21 protein-coding genes and 2 pseudogenes are annotated in these 23,700 nt (G+C 72.4%); 14 read left to right on the top strand and 9 right to left on the bottom strand.

The window, feature by feature from the left end; all coding sequences use genetic code 11:
- Positions 1–37 precede the first annotated feature (37 nt).
- Together OO52_RS05920 and OO52_RS05915 are read left to right on the top strand one after the other, a co-directional pair.
- Positions 38–916, top strand: a complete 879-nt coding sequence (locus tag OO52_RS05920) for an SCO6745 family protein (RefSeq protein ID WP_037628714.1) — start codon at positions 38–40, stop codon at positions 914–916.
- A 431-nt stretch (positions 917–1,347) separates the two neighbouring features.
- Positions 1,348–2,073 (top strand): dienelactone hydrolase family protein, encoded by a 726-nt coding sequence (locus OO52_RS05915; protein WP_030641660.1) that lies wholly within the window; start codon positions 1,348–1,350, stop codon positions 2,071–2,073.
- Positions 2,074–2,269: 196 nt separating this feature from the next.
- On the opposite strand, the gene OO52_RS50690 is transcribed toward OO52_RS05915, so the two are convergent.
- Positions 2,270–2,551, bottom strand: coding sequence for a site-specific integrase (locus tag OO52_RS50690; RefSeq protein WP_030641658.1), 282 nt, complete (start codon positions 2,549–2,551; stop codon positions 2,270–2,272).
- Positions 2,552–2,935: 384 nt separating this feature from the next.
- Between OO52_RS50690 and OO52_RS05905 the strand changes: the two genes are divergently transcribed.
- The 4 genes from OO52_RS05905 (at position 2,936) to OO52_RS05890 (ending at position 5,987) form a co-directional block, all read left to right on the top strand.
- Positions 2,936–3,772 carry a fructosamine kinase family protein gene (locus OO52_RS05905; protein ID WP_037628711.1) on the top strand — a complete coding sequence of 279 codons (837 nt, stop codon included), beginning with the start codon at positions 2,936–2,938 and terminating at the stop codon, positions 3,770–3,772.
- A 100-nt stretch (positions 3,773–3,872) separates the two neighbouring features.
- A complete protein-coding gene (gene tgmA / locus OO52_RS05900) occupies positions 3,873–4,064 on the top strand; it encodes a putative ATP-grasp-modified RiPP (protein WP_014670659.1) in 192 nt (63 codons plus the stop codon).
- Between the two features lie 17 nt (positions 4,065–4,081).
- Positions 4,082–5,065: an ATP-grasp ribosomal peptide maturase gene (tgmB, locus tag OO52_RS05895; protein WP_030641653.1), complete on the top strand. Its 984-nt coding sequence runs from the start codon at positions 4,082–4,084 to the stop codon at positions 5,063–5,065.
- A 34-nt stretch (positions 5,066–5,099) separates the two neighbouring features.
- The gene (locus OO52_RS05890) at positions 5,100–5,987 is read left to right on the top strand and encodes a Gfo/Idh/MocA family protein (protein ID WP_030641651.1); all 888 of its coding nucleotides are present in this window, start codon (positions 5,100–5,102) and stop codon (positions 5,985–5,987) included.
- A gap of 70 nt (positions 5,988–6,057) precedes the next feature.
- On the opposite strand, the gene OO52_RS05885 is transcribed toward OO52_RS05890, so the two are convergent.
- The gene (locus OO52_RS05885; protein ID WP_030641649.1) at positions 6,058–6,966 is read right to left on the bottom strand and encodes a GNAT family N-acetyltransferase; all 909 of its coding nucleotides are present in this window, start codon (positions 6,964–6,966) and stop codon (positions 6,058–6,060) included.
- Between the two features lie 260 nt (positions 6,967–7,226).
- On the opposite strand from OO52_RS05885, the gene OO52_RS05880 reads away from it, so the two are divergent.
- A complete protein-coding gene (locus OO52_RS05880) occupies positions 7,227–8,333 on the top strand; it encodes a PP2C family protein-serine/threonine phosphatase (protein ID WP_030641647.1) in 1,107 nt (368 codons plus the stop codon).
- 18 nt (positions 8,334–8,351) lie between these two features.
- Here OO52_RS05880 and OO52_RS05875 read toward each other — a convergent pair whose 3' ends face one another.
- Together OO52_RS05875 and OO52_RS05870 are read right to left on the bottom strand one after the other, a co-directional pair.
- Positions 8,352–8,792: an Lrp/AsnC family transcriptional regulator gene (locus OO52_RS05875; protein ID WP_030641644.1), complete on the bottom strand. Its 441-nt coding sequence runs from the start codon at positions 8,790–8,792 to the stop codon at positions 8,352–8,354.
- 27 nt (positions 8,793–8,819) lie between these two features.
- Positions 8,820–10,169 (bottom strand): transaminase, encoded by a 1,350-nt coding sequence (locus OO52_RS05870; RefSeq protein ID WP_030641642.1) that lies wholly within the window; start codon positions 10,167–10,169, stop codon positions 8,820–8,822.
- A gap of 341 nt (positions 10,170–10,510) precedes the next feature.
- Between OO52_RS05870 and OO52_RS05865 the strand changes: the two genes are divergently transcribed.
- The gene (locus tag OO52_RS05865) at positions 10,511–10,984 is read left to right on the top strand and encodes a hypothetical protein (RefSeq protein WP_030641641.1); all 474 of its coding nucleotides are present in this window, start codon (positions 10,511–10,513) and stop codon (positions 10,982–10,984) included.
- A gap of 4 nt (positions 10,985–10,988) precedes the next feature.
- Here the strand turns inward: OO52_RS05865 and OO52_RS05860 are convergent, their stop codons facing one another.
- Complete coding sequence (locus OO52_RS05860) at positions 10,989–11,198, bottom strand: hypothetical protein (protein WP_231406285.1); 210 nt, start codon at positions 11,196–11,198, stop codon at positions 10,989–10,991.
- Between the two features lie 263 nt (positions 11,199–11,461).
- Here OO52_RS05860 and OO52_RS05855 point away from each other — a divergent pair, with 263 nt between their 5' ends.
- The gene (locus OO52_RS05855; protein ID WP_030641637.1) at positions 11,462–12,703 is read left to right on the top strand and encodes a serine hydrolase domain-containing protein; all 1,242 of its coding nucleotides are present in this window, start codon (positions 11,462–11,464) and stop codon (positions 12,701–12,703) included.
- A gap of 251 nt (positions 12,704–12,954) precedes the next feature.
- Here OO52_RS05855 and OO52_RS05850 read toward each other — a convergent pair.
- A pseudogene (locus tag OO52_RS05850) lies at positions 12,955–14,396 on the bottom strand (MFS transporter).
- 112 nt (positions 14,397–14,508) lie between these two features.
- Positions 14,509–14,982, bottom strand: a complete 474-nt coding sequence (locus OO52_RS05845) for a MarR family winged helix-turn-helix transcriptional regulator (protein WP_030641635.1) — start codon at positions 14,980–14,982, stop codon at positions 14,509–14,511.
- A gap of 103 nt (positions 14,983–15,085) precedes the next feature.
- Between OO52_RS05845 and OO52_RS05840 the strand changes: the two genes are divergently transcribed.
- The 3 genes from OO52_RS05840 (at position 15,086) to OO52_RS05830 (ending at position 18,093) form a co-directional block, all read left to right on the top strand.
- Positions 15,086–15,706, top strand: a complete 621-nt coding sequence (locus tag OO52_RS05840) for an L-threonylcarbamoyladenylate synthase (RefSeq protein ID WP_030641633.1) — start codon at positions 15,086–15,088, stop codon at positions 15,704–15,706.
- Positions 15,707–15,974: 268 nt separating this feature from the next.
- A complete protein-coding gene (locus tag OO52_RS05835; protein WP_030641631.1) occupies positions 15,975–16,730 on the top strand; it encodes a dienelactone hydrolase family protein in 756 nt (251 codons plus the stop codon).
- Positions 16,731–16,878: 148 nt separating this feature from the next.
- On the top strand, positions 16,879–18,093 hold the full coding sequence (locus tag OO52_RS05830; RefSeq protein WP_030641629.1) for a glycoside hydrolase family 64 protein: 1,215 nt from the start codon (positions 16,879–16,881) through the stop codon (positions 18,091–18,093).
- 59 nt (positions 18,094–18,152) lie between these two features.
- On the opposite strand, the gene OO52_RS05825 is transcribed toward OO52_RS05830, so the two are convergent.
- Positions 18,153–20,555, bottom strand: a complete 2,403-nt coding sequence (locus tag OO52_RS05825) for a M4 family metallopeptidase (RefSeq protein WP_030641628.1) — start codon at positions 20,553–20,555, stop codon at positions 18,153–18,155.
- Between the two features lie 294 nt (positions 20,556–20,849).
- Here OO52_RS05825 and OO52_RS05820 point away from each other — a divergent pair, with 294 nt between their 5' ends.
- On the top strand, positions 20,850–21,659 hold the full coding sequence (locus tag OO52_RS05820) for an SAM-dependent methyltransferase (protein ID WP_030641626.1): 810 nt from the start codon (positions 20,850–20,852) through the stop codon (positions 21,657–21,659).
- A gap of 23 nt (positions 21,660–21,682) precedes the next feature.
- Here the strand turns inward: OO52_RS05820 and OO52_RS46900 are convergent.
- A pseudogene (locus OO52_RS46900) lies at positions 21,683–21,967 on the bottom strand (DUF1905 domain-containing protein); the annotation flags it as partial.
- A gap of 138 nt (positions 21,968–22,105) precedes the next feature.
- On the opposite strand from OO52_RS46900, the gene OO52_RS05815 reads away from it, so the two are divergent.
- Positions 22,106–23,617: a metallophosphoesterase family protein gene (locus OO52_RS05815; protein WP_030641623.1), complete on the top strand. Its 1,512-nt coding sequence runs from the start codon at positions 22,106–22,108 to the stop codon at positions 23,615–23,617.
- The last annotated feature ends 83 nt before the right edge of the window (positions 23,618–23,700 follow it).

The following is a 23,700-nucleotide window of genomic DNA, read 5'->3' as shown; positions in this document are numbered from 1 at the left end:
CGACAGCACGTCGAGGCCGACGCGGTGGGAGGAAGCAGTGGCGGACGGGATGGCGCGGGCCCTGTGGGAGAGGTACGAGCCGGTGCACAGCCTCGTGTACTTCACACCGGAGGCGCGCCGGGCCGCGGACGGGCTCTGGCTGCGCGGGTTCTGGATGGGCTACTTCGCGCTGCGCGCCGCCCCGCTCGGCGCCGCGCCCCCGGCCGTGGTGACGAGCTGCTTCTACGTCTTCCACCCGGCCCGGGTGACCCGGGCGCTGCCGGACGCCTGGTCGTACGCCACCCCGGCGGACGCGCTGGCGGCCCGGCTGGAGGCGATGGACGCGGCGATGACCCGCCTGTTCGGAGCGGACACCGTCGGCTCCGCCGCGTTCACGGAGGCCGCGGACCTCGCCTGGGAGGCCGCCGCGGGCGCGGACACCAGGGGCCGGGTGCTCGGTGCCGCCAATCAGGCGCTGGAGCGGCCGGACAAGCCGGCCGCCCGCCTGTGGCAGGCCCTGACGACCCTGCGCGAGCAGCGGGGCGACTCCCATGTGGCGGTGCTGGTCGGCCTGGGGCTCGGACCGCTGGAGGCCATGGCGCTCAAGGCGGCGGCGGGCGAGTCCGACGGAACCTTCCTGCGCGAGACCCGGAAGTGGCCGGAGGACGAATGGGCGGCGGCCGTGGCCCGGCTGCGCGCGGACGGCCGGCTCACGGCGGACGGCTCCCTGACGCCGGCGGGGGCGGCCCTGCGCGCGGAGGCCGAGGCGCTCACCGACGCGGCGGCCGAGGGACCGTGGACGGCGCTGGGCACCGAGCGGAGCGGGCGGCTGGCCGCGCTGCTGGAGCCGCTGGCCCGCACGGTCGGGGAGTCGGGCCTGCTGCCGCCCGGGAATCCCGTGGGGCTGACCCGGGGGACGTACCCCGTCGGCCGCTGAAGGCACCCCGGTCGCCGGCGCCCCGCCCGGGGACGCACTTGATCAGGCCCGGCGGCTTGGGATTGAGCGCCTTCATCACCGCGCGGCGCGGCCCCGCCCCGGTGGTGTTGCCCATGTCGTTCACGACCTCGGGCGGGATGAGCGCGTACTGCCGGGGAACGCCGGGGACGGAGGTGTCCTTGAGGGAGAACCGGTCGTCCGCAGCAGCTGCGCGCTTGTCTGCGCGTCATCCTTCGGTGAGTGCCTGTGAACAAACCCCGTCTGCGCGCAGCGGCGTCCGGTGCGTCCGCCCTTCGGGCGGACGGCGGTTTGTCCACGAGCTCTGAGCTGAACCGCTGGCGGGGTGGTTCCGGAACACACCAGAGACCTGCCTTTTGCCAGTAGCAGAACACCGGCCCGACCGGGTTCGACGATCACTACAGTCCAGGCTCATGACGACGGTGACAACGCGCACGATCGAATACGCGGCCGACGGCCTGACGATGATCGGGCACCTCGCGCTCCCGGCCGGTGTCGACCACCGGCCCGCGGTCCTGGTCGGGCCCGAGGGGATGGGGCTCAGCGACGTCGAGCGCCGCCGGGCCGATGCGCTCGCCGAGCTGGGATACGTGGCGCTGGCCTTCGACCTCCACGGCGGGCGCTATCTGGGCGACCCCGAGGAGATGCTGGCCCGTTGCATGCCGCTGCTCGCTGACCCCGACCGGATGCGAGGCATCGGCCACGCGGCGCTCGACGTGCTCCGCGCCGAGCCGCGGACCGACCCGGACCGGATCGCCGCCGTCGGCTACGGCACCGGGGGCGCAATCGCGCTGGAACTCGGGCGCGACGGCGTCGACCTGCGCGCGATCGCGACAGTCAACGGACTGACCACGGGCCGACCGGGCGAGACGGCGCGCATTCACTGCCCGGTGTGGGCCGGGGTCGGGTCGGAAGACCCGATCATGCCGCCCGCGCAACGGGACGCGTTCACCGCCGAGATGCAGGCCGCGAGCGTCGACTGGCGCCTCGTGGTCTACGGCGGGGCCTTGCACGCCTTCCATCACCCACCGGTCGACCACATCGTGCTTCCCGGGGTCGGTCATCACCCTCAGCACGCGCAGCGAGCTTGGCGGGACGTCGTCGCCCTGCTCGCCGAGTGCCTGCCCATAACGGAGTGATCCGGGCAGACTGGCGTTTGTTCACGGGCTCTGACAGCCCCTTGCTTCGAGGCATCGCTCTGGGGAGCGTGACTCGGACTCCTGCGGACGGCGGCGTGCGGGGATGCCGAGGTGGACGGCTGGTCGCTGAGCTCGGCGTTGGGTCTCGTCGCGCTTCGCGCGCAGGAAGGTGAGGGTGAGGTCGATGCCCTCGATCTCACCGATCCAGCCTTCGACCTCGGCCTGCGTCCCGCTCGTCAGAGGTGGTGTCTCGGCATTCGTCTGTGGGACGGATCTGGCGCCGGTGTTCCAGGTGCTCCTGGTAGTGGCGGATGACGTCTTCGTCGAACACCGCGACGCAGCCGCGAGTGGACTGGACGTTCAGATGCCCGAGCAGGGCCGCCCCGATGTGGATCGCCAGGCCGCTGTTGACGAGTGCGGTGATGAGGATCCGGCGGAAGTCGTGCGGGGTGAACTTCAGCCTCTTGAAGGGGTGCACTTCAGCGAGGGCGCGGATCGGAGATGGAGCGCGGAGGCCGGCTGGCAACCTTCTGGCGCACCCTGGCCCGGCCCGACACCGGCTTGGGCTCCAGCGGGCCCGGGTGGCTCAAGACCCGGCGGCGCTGGGGCGAGGCGGGCACCGGGATCGCCACCGGGCCGTGGTCACGGGGGAGATCCTCCGCCGCGCGCTGGTCCCTGCGGCCCTGTGCCCCCGGTGTGGCGACGCGGCGCGCTCACGCCAGCCGTACGGGATCAGCACGGGTAGTGACCGGCTGGGTTTGGCTGAAAACAGTCGTATCAATGGTCGAAATGCCCGGCGAGCGGCCTTGATTGCGGGTCGTACGCTGGGGCCGTGGTCAACCGAGACGAGGATCCAGGACAGGTGGCGGCCCGGCTCACCGGGCGCCCGGTCAGCGAGGCCCGGCGGTCGTCGGGCTCGCCCGCCGAAGTACTGCTGGACGGCGGGGCACCGGTGATGGTCAAGCGTGGCGACGGCCCCGGGGCGGTGCGCGCCGAGGTGGCGGGGCTGCGCTGGCTGGCCGCGGCGGACGCGGTCCGGGTGCCGGCGGTGCTCGGGCACGACGAGCACTGGATGGTGACCGAGCGGGTGTCCACCGGTTCTCCGGACCCCGAGGCAGCGCTGCGTTTCGGCCAGGCCCTGGCCGCGCTGCACGCGGCCGGCGCACCCCACTTCGGGGCACCGCCGCCCGACGGACCCGAGGACGCCTACATCGGCCTCGCCCCCATGCGCAACGCACCGGGCACCGACTGGCCCCGCTGGTACGCCGAGCACCGCGTGCTGCCGTATGTGCGCGGCGCGGTCGACCGCGGCACGCTCCGGCCGGACGAGGCGACGGTGTTCGAGCGGGTCTGCGCGCGGCTGCCGGAGCTGGCGGGGCCGGCCGAGCCGCCCGCCCGGCTGCACGGCGACCTGTGGAACGGGAACGTGCTGTGGGGCGCCGACGGCGAGGTCCGGCTGATCGACCCGGCCGCGCACGGCGGACACCGGGAGACCGACCTGGCCATGCTCCAGTTGTTCGGCTGCCCCCATCTGGACCGGGTGCTCGCCGGCTACCGGCGGGCGGCGCCGCTGGCCGACGGGTGGCGGGACCGGGTGGGGCTGCACCAGCTCTTCCCGCTGCTGGTGCACGCGGTGCTGTTCGGGCGGGGATACGCGGAACAGGCGCTGGTGGCGGCGCGGGGCGCGCTCGCGCGATGACCCCGGAACGAACCCCTCCGAAGGGTGCTCACGCAGCGTGAGGAAACCAATCACCCGTTCGACTCGTATAAGGACGTGAAAGCCGAATCAGGGAGAGACCATGCAACCGTTCACGCTCAACTACGCGCGGCCCGCAGTGCAGTTGGACGTCACCGCTCCGTATGCGTACGACTCCGGACTGCAGTTGAACGTCCTCCCGGACGGGCGGATCGCCGCCACCGACCACGCGACCCTCAGAGCACTCGGAACGACGACCTCGACCGCCGGTTCCAAGACGCACTTCGACGACTGAACCGCGGGCTTCCACAGATGACCGTGCTCATCCTGACCAGTGAAGAGGACGTGACGGCGGACATGGTGGTCCTCCGGCTGGGCGAGGCGGGCGTGCCTGTCGTCCGGCTCGACCCCGCCGACCTCACCAACGGGGTGGCGCTGTCGGGCGAGTACGTGCGAGGCGCCTGCCGGGGGCATCTGTCCGTCGGCGGGCGCCTGGTGAGCATGAACGGCCTGCGCTCCGTCTGGGTGCGCAGGCCGGGCGTCCCGGCCGCCCGCGCCGCCCAGCCGTCCGCCTGGCTGACCGAGGAGTCGTCCCAGGCGCTGTACGGCATGCTGCGCTGCACCGACGCCCGCTGGATGAACCATCCGGACGCCGCGCGCCGGGCCCGGCACAAGCCCTGGCAGCTCCGTCTGGCCCAGCGCAGCGGCCTGGCCGTGCCGGCCACCCTCATCACGACGTTCCCGCAGGCGGCGCGGGAGTTCGCGGAACGCTTCCCGGACCTGGTGGTCAAGCCGGTCTCCGGGGCGCACCCGCAGGAGCCGCCCCGGGCGGTGCCGACCAGCCGGGTCGCGCCGGACGCCGACTTCACGGCGGTCGCCTTCGGCCCGACCCTGCTGCAACGGCGGATCGCCAAGCGGGCCGACATCCGGCTCACCGTCGTCGGCGACGCGCTGCTGGCCGCGCGCAAGCCCGCCGACCCGGACGCCCACCCGGACGACGTGGACGTCCGGTTCGCCCCGTCGGTCTCCCCCTGGCTGCCCGCGGAGGTGCCGCCCCGCGTCGCCGAGGGCGTGCTGCGCTACATGGCGGGGGCGGAACTGGCGTACGGCGCCTTCGACTTCGCGGAGGACGCGGACGGGATCTGGTGGTTCCTGGAGTGCAACCAGTCCGGCCAGTTCGGTTTCGTGGAGATGGACACCGGTCAGCCGATCGCCGCGACCATCGCCAAGTGGCTCGCGGAAGAAGGCGATGCCGGCCGCGGACGTGCGGACGGCGACCGGAGCACAGCATCTTGAAGTGCGGGGAACCGCTCGGAGAAAGGAACGCGACATGCGCATCGGACTGCTGGGAACGGGCCCGTGGGCCCAGGCGGCGTACGCCCCGGCCCTCGCCGGGCACACCGGCGTGGAGTTCGCCGGGGTGTGGGGGCGCCGGCCGGAGGCCGCCACGGCGCTCGCGGAGCAGTACGGCGTGACCGCGTACGCCGACGTGGACGCCCTGCTGGCCGACGTGGACGCGGTGGCGGTGGCCCTGCCACCGTCCGTGCAGGCCGAGGTGGCGGTGCGGGCGGCCCGGGCGGGCCGCCATCTGCTGCTGGACAAGCCGTTGGCGGTGTCGGTCGCCGAGGGGCGCGCCGTCGTGGAGGCGGTGGAGAAGGCCGGGGTGGCGTCGGTGGTGTTCTTCACCACGCGCTTCCAGAAGGAGCCGGAGGCCTGGATCGACGAACAGGCGGCCGCGACGGGCTGGTTCACGGCGCGGGCGCAGTGGCTGGGCGCGGTGTTCACGAGCGACAGCCCGTTCGCGGCCTCGCCGTGGCGGCGGGAGAAGGGCGCGCTGTGGGACGTCGGCCCGCACGCCCTGTCGGTGCTGCTGCCGGTCCTCGGTGACGTACGGCAGGTCGTGGCGGCGGCGCACGGTCCGGCGGACACCGTGCACCTGGTGCTCGACCACTCCACCGGTGCGTCGAGCACCCTCACGCTGAGCCTGACCGCTCCGCCTGCGGCGGCCGGGGCCGACGTGGAACTGCGCGGCGAGGCCGGTGTGACGGTCCTGCCGGAGAGTTCCGAGGGAGCGGTCCCCGCGCTCGCCCGGGCCGCCGACGCGCTGGTGCGGGCGGCCCGCACGGGCCGGCCGCACTCCTGCGACGCCGCGTTCGGCCTCCGGGTCACCGAGATCCTGGCCACCGCGGAGGCGCGGCTGGCGGACGGCACGCGGTGAGCGGCCGCGGTGCCGGGGCGGGGGGCCGGCTCCCCGCCCCGGCACCGCCGGTCACCGCGCCGTCAGCGCGTCACCCGGCCGCGACCTCATGGTCGGTCCAGTAGTTGACGCGTTCCCGTACGACGGGGTAGCCGGCCTTGGTGAAGTGCGCGGCCATCGGGACGTTGCCCTGATCGGTGGCGGCGGCGATGAACTCGGCGCCCTGTTCGACCAGGAAGTGGGTGCACTCGGCGAGCAGGTCGTAGGCGTAGCCGTGGCCCCGGTGTTCCGGCACCACGCCGATGAAGGCGACGCACGGCCCGCCGGGGTTGCGCGCCGGGATGTGGATGCCGACCGCGTCGCCCTCCGGCGTGCGGGCGACCTGCCACCAGTCGCGCGGTGAGGGGAACCAGCGCAGGATCTCCAGGTCCTCCCGGGCCGCCTGGTCCACTCCTCCCTGCTCGATGGCCCGGCGGGCGTGGGCGTCGAGCGTGCCGACGTTGATGCGGCGCAGCAGGTCGAGGAACACGTCGTCGTCCGGTTCGGCGGTGAACAGGAGCCGTCCGGGCCGCTCGGGCAGTCCCCGGTCCGGGGTCCAGCGGTAGAGGAAGCGCTGCACCAGGGGTGTGTAGCCGGCCCGGCGCGCGGCACTCTCCCGGACGGCCACCGCGTCCCGCCGCAGCGGGTCGTCGCGCCAGCCGGTGGGCAGGTCGAGTTCGAGTTCGGGCGTCTTCCAGGGCGCCGTCCGCAGCAGCTCGGCCCCCGCCTCCTCCTCGCCCTCGGCGACGTCGAACCAGTTGATCACGAGCGGCTCGGGGTCCTCGGGGCGGCCCCACCAGGCGGCGCGCGCCACGGTGCGGCCGTCGCGCAGGGCGATGCGCTGCCAGTCGGGGCGGTAGTGGGTGCTGCGGTGCTTGTCGCTCAGGGCGAGCGGGTCGGGCATGGTGCGGAAAAGGTGAGCACTGCTCTCGTCGAGCGTGCGGATGACCACGTCGGTCAAGGAATCCTCCGGGATGCGTACGGTGTGCGCGCTCCCGGTCTGATCAGACGTGACACGCCCGCGGCACGGGGAGGGGGGAGCGCTGGATGCTGGTGATCCACATGACACTCGCCTCCTTCGTCCGTCCGTCTCGGGCGTGATGATCAGAGGCTAGAGGACCGGCCGACCGGGGTCCACCCCTTTTCCCGGGGTGTTTCCGCACGGCCGTCCGCGGGATCTCCGCGCGGCGCGGTCCGCGGGGTGCGGCGTAACTTGGGGATGTGGAATCGGTGCGGGGCCGGTCGTCGCGCGGGGACCGGGAGGATCGCGGCTGGCTGCGGGGCGCGCCGCCGCCGTGGTGGGTGCGGGTGCTGCCCGTGCTGCTGCTCGCGGCCGTCGGCTCGGCCACCCTGGTCACGGCGCACGCGCGCGATCTCGGCTTCCTGCTGGGCGCCATCCCGCCGCTGGCGGTCCTGTCCTACGGCCCGCTGATGACCGGTCTGCTCGGTGTGGGCGCGATCGTGGTGCTGAACCTCCCTGCCACCCATCTGAACCTTCCCGGCAACACGGATGTGCTCACCATCGCGTTCGTGGCCGCGCTGAGTGTGTTCGTGTCCTACGTGCGCAGCCACCGGGACGCCCAGCTGGACACCGAGCGGGCGATCGGCGAGGCGGTGCAGCGGGCCGTGCTGCCGCCGCTGCCGGACCGGGTCGGGCAGGTGGGGTGCGCGGCGTTCTACCGGGCGGCGCAGGACGGGACGCTGGTGGGCGGCGACTTCTTCGACGTGCGGAAGGGGCCGTCCGGCGTGCGCGCGGTGATGGGTGACGTGCAGGGGCACGGGCTGGCGGCGGTCGCGACGGTGGTGTCGCTGCTGGGGGCGTTCCGTGAGGCCGCCCTGGACCAGCCGGACCTGGAGTCGGTGGCCGCCCGGCTGGACCGCCGGCTCGCGGTGGACTCGGCGGACGTCCGGCACGGGGAGCTGTTCGCGACGGCCCTGCTGCTGGAGTTCGCCGCGGACACGGCCGCGGTCCGGCTGGTGGCCTGCGGTCATCCGGTGCCGGTCCTGCTGCACGGGGGACGGGCCCGGGAGGTGACCGTCGCGCCCGGTCCGCCGCTGGGCATCGGGCTCCTCGGCGTCGACCCGCCGAAGGAGGTCACCGTGGCGCTCGGACCGGGCGACCGGCTGTTCCTGGCCTCCGACGGCGTGTGGGAGGCGCGGGACGCCGCCGGCGCCTTCTACCCGCTGCCGGAGCGGCTGGCCGCCCTCGCCGGCACCCCGTCCGCGGAGCTGCCCGGCGCGGTCTGGGCAGACCTGGCACGGCGGCGCTACACGATCCGCGACGACGTCACCATGCTGGTCCTGACGCCCGGGCCGTCCGCCGCCTGACCTCGTCGTCCGTGCCGGTCAGCCCACGTCCCACAGGAAGCGGTGGGTGTGGATGCCGAAGTACGGGAAGGACCGGACCTCACGGACGCCCTCGATGGGGCGCACCGCGTCGTTGACGAAGTCCAGCAGCGCCTTCGGACCGGGAGCGACCACCTCGGCGAAGAGGTCGAAGCCGCCCGAGGTGAGCACCGAGTAGACGACCTCGGGGCGCTCGGCGAGGGTGTCGGCGACGGCCCGTGGGTCGCCGTCGATGCCGATGCCGAGGAGGGCCATGGCCTGGCCGCCCATGGCCATCGGGTCGGTGACGCCGACCACCTGGACCGCCTTGGAGTCCAGCAGCCGCTGCAGGCGCTGCCGGGCCGCCGAGGCGGACAGCCCGACCTTGGGGCCGAGGTCGGCGTAGGCGATACGGCCGTCGGTCTGCAGTTCGCGCAGGATGGCCCGGTCGATGTCGTCCATGTCCTTCATCTCGTCCCGCTCCCTTCCTCAGGCGGCCAGTTCGGCGAGCGCGGCGGCGAACACCTCGGTGTGGGTGTCGACGTCCCGCTCGGTGGTGTCCGGGCACATCAGCGCCATGTTGTGGAACGGGGTCAGCAGGATGCCCCGGTTGGCGAGGTAGAGGTGCAGGAAGTCCTCCAGCTCCGGGTCGGAGGCGGCCGCGGACTCGGTGCCGGTGCGCGGGGCCGGGGAGGTGAAGCGGTACTCGGTGCGGGCGCCGAGCCGGCTGACCGTCCAGGGCAGCCGGTGGGCCTCGATGCCGGCCCGGACGCCCGCCTCGAAGCGCTCGGCGAGGGTCGCCATCCGGGCGAACGCCTCGTCGGTCAGCACGTGCTCCAAGGCGGCGCGGGTGGCCGCGACGGACAGCGCGTTGCCCGCGAGGGTGCCGCCGACGCCGCCCATGTCGACGAGGTCCAGGTCGCTGCGGCCCAGCAGCCGGTCGGCGAGTTCGGCGGAGAGCCCGTAGGCGCCGGCCGCGATGCCGCCGCCGATCGCCTTTCCTATGGTGAGCAGGTCGGGCTCCAGGTCCCAGGCGGCCGTGCAGCCGCCCGGCCCGGCGGAGAAGGTGTGGGTCTCGTCGTTGATGAGCAGGGCACCGTACCGCCGGGTCAGCTCGCGGACGCCGGCGAGGTAGCCGGGTTCGGGCAGGACGATGCCGATGTTGGTGAGGGCGGGCTCCATCAGCACGGCGGCGACGTCACCGTGGGCCAGCTCCCGCTCCAGCCCTTCCAGGTCGTTGAACTCGGCGACCCTGCTGGTCAGCGTCACGTCGCAGGGCGCGCCGACGTTGCCGGGGCGGGCGGTGCCGGTCCCGTCCGGGCCGGTGACGATCAGCGACTCGTCCACGCTGCCGTGGTAGCAGTAGCTGTTGACCAGGATCTTCGGCCGGCCGGTGACGGCCCGGGCGAGCCGGATCGCCCAGCGGTTGGCGTCGGTCGCGGTGAGCGAGAAGCTCCAGCGGGCCAGGCCGAAGCGCCGGGTGAGTTCGGCGCCGACCCACTCGGCGTCCTCGGTGGGCAGCATGGCGGTGGCCCCGCCCAGTTCGGCGTACCGGCGGTGCACCGCCTCGGTGACGGGGGCGGGTGAGTGGCCGGCCATCGCGCCGGTGTCGCCGAGGCAGAAGTCGATGTACTCGTGTCCGTCGACGTCGGTGACCCGGGCGCCGCGCGCCCCGGCCAGGTAGCGCGGAAAGGCACCGGCGGTCTTGTTCATCCAGGTCATCGGCACCCGGCCGAAGAGGTGGTCGGCGCGCGCGTACGCCGCCCGCGAGCGCGGGTTCCGGCGTTCGGCCTCGGCGCTCTCACGGGCCAGTAGGGCGGGCAGACGCGTGCGGTCCATGGGTCACCTCGACAGAGACGGGGAGAGAATGCCGTGAGCGTACGACGGAAATTACACTGATCTCAAGCCTTGACGATTGATTCAACTGTCATGACGCTCGAATCGAGCGCGCGATGTCTGGCGGGTCCCCCGGACGGGTGGCGCGTCCCGGTGACTCGACTGACGAACCGGCACGCGGAGTTCGAACGCCCCGCCTCAAACGCCAGGGCGCGCCACCCCTTCCGCCACGTAGAAATATCTACAACCATGCATATGCCGGGTTGGCGTGCGGACGCACGAAGTGCCCGGCCGCGGTCGTTCCCTGCGTTCGGGCAGGCGAGCGAGGACATCCGGAGCAGTGCATGACGAACACGATGTGGATGCGTGGCGTGGAGTGGCTGGCGGCGGCGTCGGCCGACCCGCGCGCCTGCAAACGGGAATGGGACCACGGCGAGGGCGTCGCACTGCTGGAGGCGGGCCGCTTCTGGGACGTGCTGAGCGTCCCCGACCGGCTGGGACTGCTCACCCTGGACCTGCTGTGGCGGCCGGACCTGCCGGTGCCCGGGCCGACTCTGGTGGACACGGCGGCGGGGCGGGTCGGGTTCTTCCTGCCACCGGACCCGTCCGACGGCTGGATCGGCGCGGGGCTGCGGTACGCGACCAAGGGCTCCTGGGTCGCCGTACCACCGCCGTACCGGCCCGCCCGCTCCCTGGAGTGGCTCGTGCCGCCCGACGGCACCGGCACGCTGCACGCGCCCGGCGCCCTGGAGGAGGCGTTGCAGCAGGCCAACGGCACGCTGGCGGTGCTCACGCCGCCGTGCGGGCAGTACCGGTAGCGGTTCAGAGGTGCTTGGCCTCGCGCCGGGCACCCCGGGCGCGGCCCGACAGGGCGGCCCACAACGCGTCCGGCTCGGCGGGGACGGTCCGCCCCTGCGCCCGCCACTCCGCGACGAGCCCGGCGTAGATCGGCTCCCCGGTACGGTCCATCTGGCGCAGCCGGCGCATCCGGTCCATGCGCTCCATCCGGTCCATCCAGTCCAAGCGGTTCATGCCGGGGCAACGCCCGGGGCCCGCCACCGGTACGCCCCACACCGCCCGCTCACCGGGTCGGGTGACTCCATCGCCCGAACGAGGCCTTCCACCCGTCGGACAAGCATTCCGTCGGTTGAGGGACGTCCCGCCCGGGACGGGCCCGGGACGGGGGCGCGGTTCGTCCGGCGCGCGCCGCCTGCCGGGCGCTCTTATGCTGAGCAGGTCCGGGCTCCGACGTCCGCCCCGCGCACGGTGGCCTCTCACGTGCTTGGAGTCAGCCCATGTCGCCCACGTCCGTACGCCTGCGCCGGGGCGCCATGGTCGCCGTACTGGCGGGAAGCCTGTGCGCGCCGCTCACGGCGGGCGCCGCGCCGGCCGCCGTACCGGCCGCGGCCGTCGCGTCCCCGCCCGGCCCCTCGGCCTCGGAGCCGGACGTCCGCGCCCTCTCCCCCGCCGTGACCCGACAACTCGACGCGACCGTACGCCGGGTGATGCGCGAGGCGAACGTGCCGGGCGTGACCGTCGGCATCTGGACACCGGGTCAGGAGAGTTACGTCCGCTCGTTCGGCGTCGCCGACAAGGCGACCGGCCGGAGGATGACGCCGGACCTGTACACACGCATCGGCAGCGAGACGAAGACGTTCACCGTGACGGCGCTGCTGCAACTGGTGGACCAGGGAAAGGTCGGCCTCGACGACACGATCGGCACGTACGTCGGCGGCGTGCCCAACGGCGATCGCATCACGCTCCGCCAGCTGGCCGGCATGCGCAGCGGGCTGTTCAACTACTCCGAGGACGACGACTTCTTCAAGGCGCTCACCTCCGACCCCCGACGCCCCTTCACCCCCCGGCAGTTGCTCGACTACGCCTTCAGGCATCCGGTGCTGTTCCCGCCGGGTGAGAAGTTCTCCTACAGCAACACGAATCTCATCCTGCTCGGCCTGGTCGTGGAGAAGGAGAGCGGTCGGCACCTCGGGGACTACATCCGGCAGCACATCCTCGACCCGGCCGGCATGAAGCACACGCTCTTCCCGCGGGGCAGCGAGTTCCCCGCCCCGCACGCGCAGGGCTACACCGACCAGACGGCGAACGGGAAGGTCGCCGGGACGGCGGGCTGGAACCCGTCCTGGGGCTGGGCCGCCGGGGCGATGATCTCCACACTGGACGACCTGCGTGTCTGGGCGCCCACGGTCGCCACCGGCGAACTGCCCGACGGCAGCCGCCTGATCAGCCCCGCCACGCAGAGACAGCGCCTCATCACCCCGGCGACCCCGATCCCGGGCGTCGGATACGGGCTGGGCATCTTCGACGTACACGGCTGGATCGGCCACAACGGCTCCCTGCCCGGCTACGAGTCGCTGACCATCTGTCTGCCGGCGACGCGCACGACCCTCGTCGTCCTCCTCAACACCGACATCGACCACGACGGCGAGGAACCCAGCACACTGTTCGGCCGGGCGATCACGGAGATCATCTCTCCACGGCACGTGTTCGACCTGCCGGCCGCACCGGCGGCCAGATAGGTGCCGGCTCGGTGGGTCCATGGACAAGGCTCCGCCGGCGGCCTGGGGGGGGTTGGCCGCCGGCGGAGACGCCGCGCCCCGGGCGGGGGGAAGGCCCAGGGCGACTCAGAGGTCGGATGCCCTGGAATCCGGGAAGTACGCAGACGAATTCCGGCTGCTTTTCAGATTTTCACCAGGCGCAGCGAAACCGCCGGTCAAGCGCCGCGGCGCCCGGGTGCCCCCGGGCGGCCCCCTCGCCGCCGTACCGCCCCTCACTCCGCCTCGGCCGGCCCCTCGCGCCTCATCCCGGCCGCCGCCAGGGCCGCGCCCAGGACGCAGAGTGTGCCGGTGAGTGCGGCGGCGGTGTGCAGGCCGTTCATGAACGCCTGTGCGCTGCCCTCGGTCACGGCTGCCCGGAGGGGGTCAGGCATGGTGCGGGAGACGGGGGCCACCCCCATCGCCACCGCGTCCCCGGCCTCGGCCAGCCTTCCGGCACGGACGTGCCGAGGGCGCCGCCGATCTGCAGGGTGGTGGCCTGGAGTCCCCCGGCCACACCGCCGTCCCGCACCGGCGCGTTGCCGACGATCGCGTCGGAGGAGGCGGAGAGCACCATGCCGACGCCCAGGCCGAGCGCGACGAACGGCGGCCACATGGTGGCGTACGGGGAGTCGCCGGACCAGCTCAGCATGGTGAAGCAGGCCGCCGCCTGGAGCAGCATGCCGAGCGGCATGCAGAAACGGGCGCCGAAGCGTCCGGTCAGCGCGGCGCCGAGCGGGGAGGCGACGAGCGAGGCGAGGCTCAGCGGCAGGGTGTCCTGCCTGGACAGGCGTCAGGCCGCGCACGTTCTGCAGGTAGAGCATGACGAAGAAGATCACGCCCAACATGACGAAGAAGTCGAGGGCGGTGATGACCGTACCGACCGTCAGGTCGCGGCTGCGGAAGAGCCGCATCGGGAGCAGCGGGTGCTCGACGCGGGTCTCGTGGCGGCCGAACACGACGAGGAGCAGCAGGCCCACGATGACCGCGCCCCACGTCCCCGCCGACGCCCAGCCCCAGGTCTCGCCCTTGAAGCGGTGGTGTCCGGTCGTGTTCCTCGACTGCGGCAGCACGTACGCGCTGAAGGCGCAGGCGAGTACGCCGATGGGCAGGTTGACGGAGAACACGGACTCCCAGCCGACGTTCTCCACCAGCAGGCCGCCGACGATCGGGCCGAGGGCCGTGGAGACGGCCGAGACCATCGCCCAGATGCCCACCGCCATGCCGAACTTGCGCGGCGGGAACACCGCTCGCAGCAGGCCGAGGGTGTGGGGCATGAGCAGGCCGCCGAAGACTCCCTGGAGCGCGCGGAAGGCGACCACGCCCGTGAGGGAGCCGGACAGGCCGATGGCCACGGAGGAGAGCGCGAATCCGGCGACGCCGGCGAGATGGAAGGTGCGCCGGCCGAACCGGTCACCGAGCTTGCCGCCGAGGATCAGGGTGGCGGCGCGTTGGTCACCCACTGCAACTGGGCCGTGGACGCGTGCAGTTCACGGCCGATCTCGGGGTTGGCGATCGCCACGACGGATCCGTCGAGCTGGACCATGAACAGGCCGAAGGCGACGGCCACGCAGAGGGTGAGCCAGAGGTTGGCACGCCGTCGGGCGGCGGCGGTGGGCGACGCGGAAGGCGCCGGCGATGCGGGCACGGCGGAGTGGTCCACGGACGTGGACGGCAAGGAGAAGCCTCGTCTGGTACGGGGGTGGGTGACGGAAGCGAAGCCCACGACGGCACGCGCCCCGCGACCGGCGACGGCACGCACGGGCGGCGACGCCGCGGGGGGCTACGGCTCAGTGGGCAGCGGAACGGAGCCCGCGCGTCAGTGCACGCAGAGCACCGAGGGCGGAGCCCAGGGCGTCCATCTCGCCCTCGGTCAGCGAGAGCAGTGCCTCCGTGAGGTGGGAGACCTGCAGGGCGTGCACCTCGCCGAGGCGCCGCCGGGCGACCGCTGTCGGATGCAGGCGGACGACGCGCTTGTCGGTGCCGTCCTGCCGGCGCTCCAGCAGTCCCTGCTCGGTGAGCTGGGAGACCAGCGCGCTGACGTTGTTGGGCTTCATCAGCAGGGCGTCGGCGGCCTCGCGGACCGTGGTGCCCTCGTGCTCGGCGACGTGGCGCAGCAGGTTGAGGTGCCCTTCGGGCGGCTTGGGGAGGGCGTAGTCGCGGGCGACCAGCCGGTCCAGGGCCCGGTGCAGCGCGGGCAGGGCGTCGGCGAGCGCCGAGGCGGCACTGTCGACGTTCCGCCGGGGAGCGCCGGATCCGGGCAGGGAGGACACGACCGCCACGATAGGTATGACTCCATACCTATGTCAAACAGGTATGAGGCCATAGGTATCCGCGCCGGGCCCCGCGACGGCATAAGCTCGGCAGATGGCGAAGTACTTCGACGTGCACCCCGAGAACCCGCAGCCGCGCAGCATCGGCCAGGTCGCCGACGCGGTCCGCTCGGGGGCGCTCATCGCATACCCGACCGACTCCTGTTACGCGCTCGGCTGCCGGCTGGGCAGCCGGGACGGCATCGACCGGATCCGCTCCATCCGCCGGCTGGACGACCGGCACCACTTCACCCTGATGTGCCGGGACTTCGCGCAGCTCGGCCAGTTCGTCCGGGTGGACAACGACGTGTTCCGGGCCGTGAAGGCGTCGACGCCGGGCAGCTACACGTTCATCCTGCCGGCCACCCGCGAGGTGCCGCGCATGCTCCAGCACCCGAAGAAGAAGACCGTGGGCGTGCGCATCCCCGACCACGTGGTCACCCAGGCGCTGCTGGCCGAGCTGGGTGAGCCGCTGCTGTCCAGCACGCTGCTGCTGCCGGACGAGGAGGAGCCGCTGACCCAGGGCTGGGAGATCAAGGACCGGCTCGACCACGTGGTGGACGCCGTGGTCGACTCGGGTGACTGCGGCACCGAGCCGACGACGGTGGTCGACTTCTCCGGCGGCGAGGCGGAGATCGTCCGACGGGGCGCCGGGGACACCAGCCGCTTCGAGTGAGCGGCCGAGGGCATCGGGCCCAGCCGGTGAGCACGGGCTGCTGTACGTGAGCGCCGGTGGCACGCGAGCGCAGCAGCACCGGCCCCCGCACACGAACACCGCGGACACCGGCCGCCTGCACGCCAGCCCGACGGCACCGGCCCCCGCACGCGAGCGCCGGGGACGCCGAGTGCGCCCGACTGGATCTTGCGTGGCAGCATGGCCGTAGCCGCGGCGCCGGGCAGGCATCCGCCGCCCGCGCCCATCCCCGAGGGAGGGCCTTCTCACCATGACCGATGTCCAGGCGACCGCCGTCGACATCCCCACCGAGGACGGCGTCGCCGACGCCTACGTCGTCCACCCGGCCGACGGCCGCCCCCGTCCGGCCGTCCTCTTCTACCAGGACGCCTACGGTCTGCGGCCGTATCTGCGGTCGATGGCCGACCGGCTCGCCGGCGCCGGTTACACGGTGCTGGTGCCGAACGTGTTCTACCGCCTGGGCCGGACGCCGGTCCTGGAACTGCCCGAGTTCATCGACCCGGACGCCGACCCGACCCTCTGGGAGCGGCTCGGCCCGATCGTGTCCGGGCTGACGCCGGACCAGGTCAGGCGGGACGCGGACGCCTATCTGCGGTGGCTGGCCGACAGCCCGGTCGCGTCCGACGGCCCGGTCGCGCTGACCGGCTACTGCATGGGTGCCCGGCTCGTGCTGTGGACCGCGGGCGCCCATCCCGAGCGGGTCGCGGCGGGGGCCGGCTTCCACGGCGGGCGCCTCGCCACCGACGACCCGGACAGCCCGCACCTCCAGGCCCCGAACATCACCGCGGAGCTGTACTTCGGGCATGCCGACGAGGACCCGTCGTTGCCCCCGGAGCAGGTGGCGCGCTTCGAGGAGGCGCTGGCCTCCGCCGGAGTGCGGCACACCTGCGAGGTGTACGCCGGCGCCCACCACGGCTACACCCAGGCGGACACCCCGGCCTACGACCGGGAGGCCGACGAGCGGCACTGGGCCGCGCTGCTCGGTCTGCTCAAGCGCACGTTCTGACGCCGGGACCCGGCGCCCGCCCGGCGGTGGGCGCCGGCCGATCTCGCCCATGTCATTGACATGCACGCGTCTCGGCATGAATCTGAGAGCGCTCTCACAGCGGTACGGACCAAGTCCGTACGACCCCGACCCCACACGGAGGTGGAGAGTGCCTCTCAGGCCCACCCGCCGCGCGCTTCCCCGTCGCGCGCTCCCCCTGGCCGCCGCCGCGGCCCTGCTCGGCGGACTGCTCGCCCTCGGCGCACCGGAGCGCGCCGACGCCGCCGTCCCCGACACCATCCCCCTGAAGATCACCAACAACTCGGGCCGTTCCGAGCCGGTGTACATCTACGACCTCGGCACCCAGCTCTCCTCGGGACGGCAGGGCTGGGCCGACGCGAGCGGCGCCTTCCACGCCTGGCCCGCGGGCGGGAATCCGCCGACTCCCGCACCGGACGCGGCGATACCCGGCCCGGCCGCCGGGCAGTCCACGACCATCCGCATCCCCAAGTTCTCCGGCCGCATCTACTTCTCGTACGGCCAGAAGCTCGACTTCAGGCTCACCACGGGCGGGTTGGTGCAGCCGGCCGTCCAGAACCCGTCCGACCCCAACCGGAACATCCTCTTCAACTGGTCGGAGTACACGCTCAACGACTCCGGGCTGTGGCTCAACAGCACCCAGGTGGACATGTTCTCGGCGCCGTACGCGGTCGGGGTGCAGCGGGCCGACGGCAGCGTCAGCAGCACCGGGCATCTGAAGTCCGGCGGCTGGAACGGTTTCTTCAGCGCGTTGCGCGCGCAGCCGGGAGGCTGGGCGGGCCTGGTCCAGACCCGCTCCGACGGCACCGTGCTGCGCGCGCTGTCCCCGCTGTACGGCGTGGAGACCGGCGCGCTGCCGGCGAGCGTGATGGACGACTACGTGAACCGGGTCTGGCAGAAGTACACGACGTCGACGCTGACCGTCACGCCGTTCGCGGACCAGCCGAACACCAAGTACTACGGCCGTGTCTCCGGGAACGTCATGAACTTCACCAACGCCTCCGGTGCGGTCGTCACCAGCTTCCAGAAGCCCGACGCGGCGAGCGTCTTCGGCTGTCACAAGCTGCTGGACGCGCCCAACGACCAGGTCCGCGGGCCCATCTCCCGTACGCTGTGCGCCGGTTTCAACCGGTCGACCCTGCTGGTGAACCCCGACCAGCCGGACACCACGACGGCGAACTTCTACCGGGACGCGGTGACCAACCACTACGCGCGCGCGATCCACGCGCAGATGTCCGACGGCAAGGCGTACGCGTTCGCCTTCGACGACGTCGGCAACCAGGAGTCCCTGGTGCACGACGGCAACCCGCGGCAGGCGTACCTGACGCTGGATCCGCTGAGCTGACACGAGAGCGGTCCCGCACCCGGCCGTCCGGGTGCGGGACCGCTGTCGTCGGTGCCGGCTCAGCCGGTCGTCAGGGCCGTGTCGTCCACGACGAAGCTGGTCTGGAGGGAGGAGTCCTCCACGCCGTTGAACTTCAGCGTGACCGTCGAACCCGCCAGCGAGGACAGGTCGAAGGTCTTCTGGCTGTAGCCGGAGGCCGCGTTCAGGTTCGAGTAGGTGGCGAGGGTCTTCGAACCGGCGGTCACCGTCAGCTTGTCGTACTGGGTGCTGGTGGTGGTCTCGGCGGTGTCGACGTGCAGGTAGAAGGTCAGGGTGGCCTTGCAGCCCGCGGGGATGGTCACCGACTGGGAGACGGTGTCGGTGTGCGAGGAGCCGTACCCGTCCAGCCAGGCCTTGTAGGAGCCGCTGTGGGCCGCCTCACCGCTGTCGGTGGTGATCACGCCGCTGGTCGCGGTCCAGCCGGTGCTGCCCGACTCGAAGCCGGGGTTGCTCAGCAGCTGGGTGGAGGTGCAGCCGCCGCCGGTCGTGCTGACCGTCCAGCCGAAGGTCGCGGTGCCGGTCGCGCCGGTGGAGTCCTTCACCGTGACGGTGGTGCTGGACGTGCCCGCCGTGGTGGGCGTACCCGAGATCAGACCGGTCGAGCTGTTGATCGACAGGCCGGCGGGCAGACCGGAGGCGCTGTACGTCAGCGCGCCGCTGTTGGTGCTGCTCGCCTGGATCTGCAGGCTCACGGCGCTGCCGACGGTGGCGGACTGGCTGCCCGGGTTGGTCACCGTCACCCCGCTGCTCGGCGGGTTGATGTGGCTGCCCACGTTGATGCCGGCGAAGGCGTTGCCCACTCCGGCGTACTGCGTGGAGTTGGTGCCGTACAGCGCGGCGGCCGCGTTGAGGGCGGCGGTGCGGGCACCGGCGTAGTTGGTGCTGGACGTCATGTACGTCGTCAGCGCCTTGTACCAGATCTTCAGGGCGGCGTCGCGGCCGATGCCGGTGACGGCGACACCGTCGGAGGTCGGGCTGTTGTAGGTCACGCCGTTGATGACCTTGCTGCCGCTGCCCTCGGACAGCAGGTAGAACATGTGGTTCGCCGGGCCCGAGGAGTAGTGCACGTCCAGGTTGCCGACGCCGGAGTACCAGCTGTCGGCCGAACCGCCGTCCTTGCTCGGCTTGTCCATGTACCGCAGCGGCGAGCCGTCGCCGTTGATGTCGATCTTCTCGCCGATGAGGTAGTCGCCGACGTCCTTGGGGTTGTTGGCGTAGAACTCCACGCCGGTGCCGAAGATGTCGGAGGTGGCCTCGTTCAGGCCGCCCGACTCGCCGCTGTACTCCAGGCCGGCGGTGTTGGAGGTGACGCCGTGGCTCATCTCGTGGCCGGCCACGTCCAGCGAGGTCAGGGCGTGGGTGTTGCCCGAGCCGTCGCCGTAGGTCATGCAGAAGCAGCTGTCGTCCCAGAAGGCGTTGACGTAGCCGCTGCTGTAGTGGACGCGGCTGTAGGCGGCGACGCCGTCGTTGCGGATGCCGCTGCGCCCGAAGGTGTTCTTGTAGAAGTCCCAGGTCTCCTGCGCACCGTAGGCGGCGTCGGCGCCCGCGGTCTGGGTGTTGGAGCCCGTCCCGTCGCCCCAGATGTCGTCGGCGTCGGTCATCAGGGTGCCGGTGCCGGAGGTGCCCCGGTTGAGGTTGTACGTCTTGTGGCCGCCGCGCGTGGTGTCGTAGAGCTGGTACGTCGAGCCCGACAGCGTGGTGTTGAGGGTGACGGTGCCGCTGTACTGGGTGTTGCCGGTGCCGGTCTTGATCGCCTGGTACCGGTACAGCTCCTTGCCGGTGGTGGCGTCGGTGATCACGTGGAGCTGGCTGGGCGTGCCGTCGTCCTGGAGCCCGCCGATCACCGTCTCCCAGGCGAGCTTCGGGGTGCCGTCGCCGGCCCAGATCACCTTGCGGGCGCTGTCGGTGGTGGGCTTCTCGGCCTTCAGGGACTTCGCGACCTTCAGGGCCTTGGTCGCGGCGGCGGCCTTGCTGACGGTCGCGGTCGTGGAACGCACCTTGATCGTGCGCTTGTTGTTGAAGGTGGTGCTCACGGTCCCCTTCGCCACCGAGGCGGGCGGGGTGTGCACGACGAGGTCGCCGCCGAGGACGGGCAGCCCGGCGTAGGTGCGCTCGTACCGCGTGTGCAGGGTGCCGTCGTTGTCCTTGACGACGTCCCTGACGACCAGCTTCTCCTGGGCGCCGAGGCCGAGGGTGCGCGCGGTCGTGGCGGTCTGCTGCCGGGCGCTCTTGATCAGCGCCTGGTGCTGGGCCGGGCTGAGCTTGGCCACCAGGCCGCCGGTGCGCAGCGGGCTGGGGTGGGGAGCGGCCGGTGCGGCGGTCGCCGGAACCGCCTGGAGACCGACGGCGAGGAAGGCCGCGGTGGAGACCAGGGCGGCTCCGACCGTGGCCCGCTTGTGGGGAAGGGGTCTGTGGGGTCTCACTCGTACTCCTCCTGCTGCGGCCGCCCGGTCGGCGGCCGGTGACAGACGGGCAGACGGGTCTGCTGCCCGGGGTGAGCTGAGCTGTGCGGGACCGTGATCCATGAACGGGTGGGGTGGATCAGCGTGCTGAGGGAGGATGACAGCATTGACCGAGCCATGTCACCTCGCGGCGGGGCAATCGAGGGTTTTCCCTATCGGTTCGCAAGGCACGAACAGGGAGGTGGGAAGGGGGCCTTGGGGCGTAGGTTGGGCGGTGGCGGAATCCGGCCTTGGCTGAACAGAGGGGCACGATCCATGACCGATCCGACGCCAGCGTCGGCGACGCACCAGCAGATCGACACGTCGGTGCCGCACTCGGCCCGCATCTGGAACCACTGGCTCGGCGGCAAGGACAACCACCCGGTCGACGCGCAGGCCGGCGACGCGTACGCCGCCGTCTTCCCCGGCATCGTCACCATCGCCCGCAGCAGCCGCGCCTTCCTGCGCCGCACCATCACCTACCTGGTCCGCGAGGCGGGCATCCGGCAGTTCCTGGACGTCGGCGCCGGCCTGCCGACCGCCGAGAACACCCATGAGGTCGCCCAGCGGCTCGCGCCCGAGTCACGGATCGTGTACGTCGACAACGACCCGATGGTCCTGGCCCACGCCAGGGCGCTGCTCCACTCCTCCCCCGAGGGCGCGACCGACTACATCGACGCCGATGTCACGGACCCGGACCGCATCCTCGCGTCCGCCGCCGCGACGCTGGACCCGACCCGGCCGACCGCGCTCATCCTCAGCAACGTGCTGGGCCACGTCGCCGACCACGACCGGGCCCGCTCCCTCGTCGGCCGGCTGATGTCCGCCCTGCCACCGGGCAGTCACCTCTGCGTCAACGACGGGTCGCTGGGCTCCGACCCGGTCTTCGAGCGGGCGCAGGAGGCCTACAACGACAGCGGCGCCGTCCCGTACAACCTGCGCACCGTCGAGGAGATCACCTCGTTCTTCGACGGCCTGGACCTGATCGACCCCGGCGTCGTACCGGTCACCCGGTGGCGCCCGGAGCCCGGCTCGCCCGCCCCGGAGATCGTCGCGGAGCACGGAGGGCTCGCCCGGAAGCCGTGACCGTCCGGCACAGATGCTGTGCACAGGCGCACGGTCAGCTCCACGGTCACCTCGTCGCCCACCGCGAGCCCGTGCGGCGTACGCACCGCCTTCTTCAGCGGGAGCAGGTACGTGCCGTGCCTGGGGAAGAGGGAGGTGGTGAAGTCGGTTCCGCCGATCCTGGCCGTGACCGGGATCGCGCCCCAGCCGTAGGTGGCCTGGGCGGCCACCTCGCCGATGTCCGCGGATTCCTGGTCGGGCACGGCGACGAAGTAGTACGGCGACGGTCCCCGCCACTCGACGACCCGGCCGGCGAAGGAGAGTTCCATGCGATCCGTTTCCGTTCCAAAAGGAGGGTGCGCGCCGTCGCGCAGAGCGTAGCGTGCCCGAACCGGACCGGTTCCCGGGCGCGTTGAGCGGGACCCCGGCATCCCAGCGCTGACCGGCGCGTTGTTACCGTGCACCGCGTGTCTGACTCCTCACGCGATACCGCACAGGGCGCCGGCTGGGGCGCGGCGGAACCCGGAACGTACAAGCGGCTGATGCCGGACCACGTCGAGAAGCTGTCGTGGCTGAACCCGCGCGTACTGTGGGCCGCCCGCAACGGCGTGCTGGCGTCCTGGTTCGGCGACCCGACCGGTCGTACCCGCAGCCGCTGGGTGGCCTCGCGGGCGGCCGCGGGAGCGCCCGCGGACAAGGTGATCCGGCGGGACGTACCGGAACGGTTCTCCTTCATGGTCATCGGGGACACGGGTGAGGGGGACGACTCCCAGTACGCCGTCGTGCCCGGGTTCCTGAGGGCGAGTCAGGACACCGACTTCGCGGTGATCGCCAGCGACGTCATCTATCCCGTCGGCAGTGCCGACGACTACGGCGACAAGTTCTTCCGGCCGTACCAGGACTATCCCGCGCCGATCTACGCGATCCCCGGCAACCACGACTGGTACGAGGACCTCGGCGCCTTCATGCGCGTCTTCTGCGCCGACACCCCGCCGCCCGGCCCGGAGCCCCGGCCGCGCCCGCTCACCCGCGCCTGGTGGCGTTCCCTGCTGTGGCACCGGGCGCGTCCCGCCGACGAGCAACGGCTGGCCGAAGCACGGACGTTGCGCCCGGCACCGGGTCAACAGGCCGTGCAGCCGGGCCCGTACTGGGCGATCGACGCGGGTCCGGTGCGGATCATCGGCATAGACACCGGTCTGCTGGGCACCGTCGACGCCGAACAGGGCGCCTGGCTGCGGGAGATCTCCCGGGGGTCCCGGCCGAAGATCCTCGTCACCGGATCGCCGTTGTACGTCGACGGGGAGCACCACCCCTGCCCCATCGAGGGCGGCGGCACGGTGGACGAGATCGTCCGGGATCCCGAGCACCACTACGTGGCCGCGATCGGCGGCGACATCCACAACTACCAGCGGTATCCGGTCGACGTGGACGGCCGCACGATCCAGTACGTCGTCGCGGGCGGGGGCGGGGCGTTCATGCACGCCACGCACACCATCCCGCGCGTCTCAGTCGGCGGTGTCACCGAGCACGCGTTCCGCTGCTACCCGCTGCGCGGCGACTCGCTCGCCTTCTACAGCCGCCTGTACGGCCGCAGGCTGCGGCTGCGCCGTTTCTTCACCCTCACCGAGGCGGAGGCGACGGCCGTGATCGCCGAACGGCTCGGCATCGAGCCGGCCCGCGCCCCCGGCCCGGACGTCCGGGTCACCCGCCGCGCCCGCCTGGTCGCGAGCCTCCTCGGGGCCGGCCGCCGCCCCGGCCGGCCCGCCCGGTTCCGGCTGCCCGTGCGGAAGATCTACACCCAGCTGTTCTCGCCGTCCTCCGCCACCTACAGCCCGCCGTTCTTCAAGTGCTTCCTGCGGCTGGACGTCGGTCCGGACGCCGTCCGGCTGCGCTGCTTCGCCGCGACCGGCAACCGCGCGCAGGAACTCGACCCGCCGGTCGAGGACGAGGTCGTCATCCCGTTGCCCCGGACAGCGTGATCAGGGGCCGGTCGAACTGATCACACGGTTGTCACACTCGCCTGCGAGAATCGGTGCGGAGGCGTCGTACGACCGCTGGAGGA

The organism is Streptomyces flaveolus, assembly GCF_000716535.1.
GTDB lineage: Bacteria > Actinomycetota > Actinomycetes > Streptomycetales > Streptomycetaceae > Streptomyces > Streptomyces flaveolus_A.
The sequence above is the reverse complement of the archived record's forward strand: the minus strand, read 5'-3'. Positions and strand labels throughout refer to the sequence as shown.

Excerpts from the sequence above, each read along its gene's own strand:
- OO52_RS05840 (WP_030641633.1), top strand. The coding sequence starts at position 15,086 with ATGGCGAAGTACTTCGACGTGCACCCCGAGAACCCGCAGCCGCGCAGC.
- OO52_RS05875 (WP_030641644.1), bottom strand. The coding sequence starts at position 8,792 with ATGGACGACATCGACCGGGCCATCCTGCGCGAACTGCAGACCGACGGC.
- OO52_RS05820 (WP_030641626.1), top strand. The coding sequence starts at position 20,850 with ATGACCGATCCGACGCCAGCGTCGGCGACGCACCAGCAGATCGACACG.
- tgmB (WP_030641653.1), top strand. The coding sequence starts at position 4,082 with ATGACCGTGCTCATCCTGACCAGTGAAGAGGACGTGACGGCGGACATG.
- OO52_RS05890 (WP_030641651.1), top strand. The coding sequence starts at position 5,100 with ATGCGCATCGGACTGCTGGGAACGGGCCCGTGGGCCCAGGCGGCGTAC.
- OO52_RS05835 (WP_030641631.1), top strand. The coding sequence starts at position 15,975 with ATGACCGATGTCCAGGCGACCGCCGTCGACATCCCCACCGAGGACGGC.
- OO52_RS05865 (WP_030641641.1), top strand. The coding sequence starts at position 10,511 with ATGACGAACACGATGTGGATGCGTGGCGTGGAGTGGCTGGCGGCGGCG.
- OO52_RS05860 (WP_231406285.1), bottom strand. The coding sequence starts at position 11,198 with ATGAACCGCTTGGACTGGATGGACCGGATGGAGCGCATGGACCGGATG.
- OO52_RS05855 (WP_030641637.1), top strand. The coding sequence starts at position 11,462 with ATGTCGCCCACGTCCGTACGCCTGCGCCGGGGCGCCATGGTCGCCGTA.
- OO52_RS05915 (WP_030641660.1), top strand. The coding sequence starts at position 1,348 with ATGACGACGGTGACAACGCGCACGATCGAATACGCGGCCGACGGCCTG.
- tgmA (WP_014670659.1), top strand. The coding sequence starts at position 3,873 with ATGCAACCGTTCACGCTCAACTACGCGCGGCCCGCAGTGCAGTTGGAC.
- OO52_RS05870 (WP_030641642.1), bottom strand. The coding sequence starts at position 10,169 with ATGGACCGCACGCGTCTGCCCGCCCTACTGGCCCGTGAGAGCGCCGAG.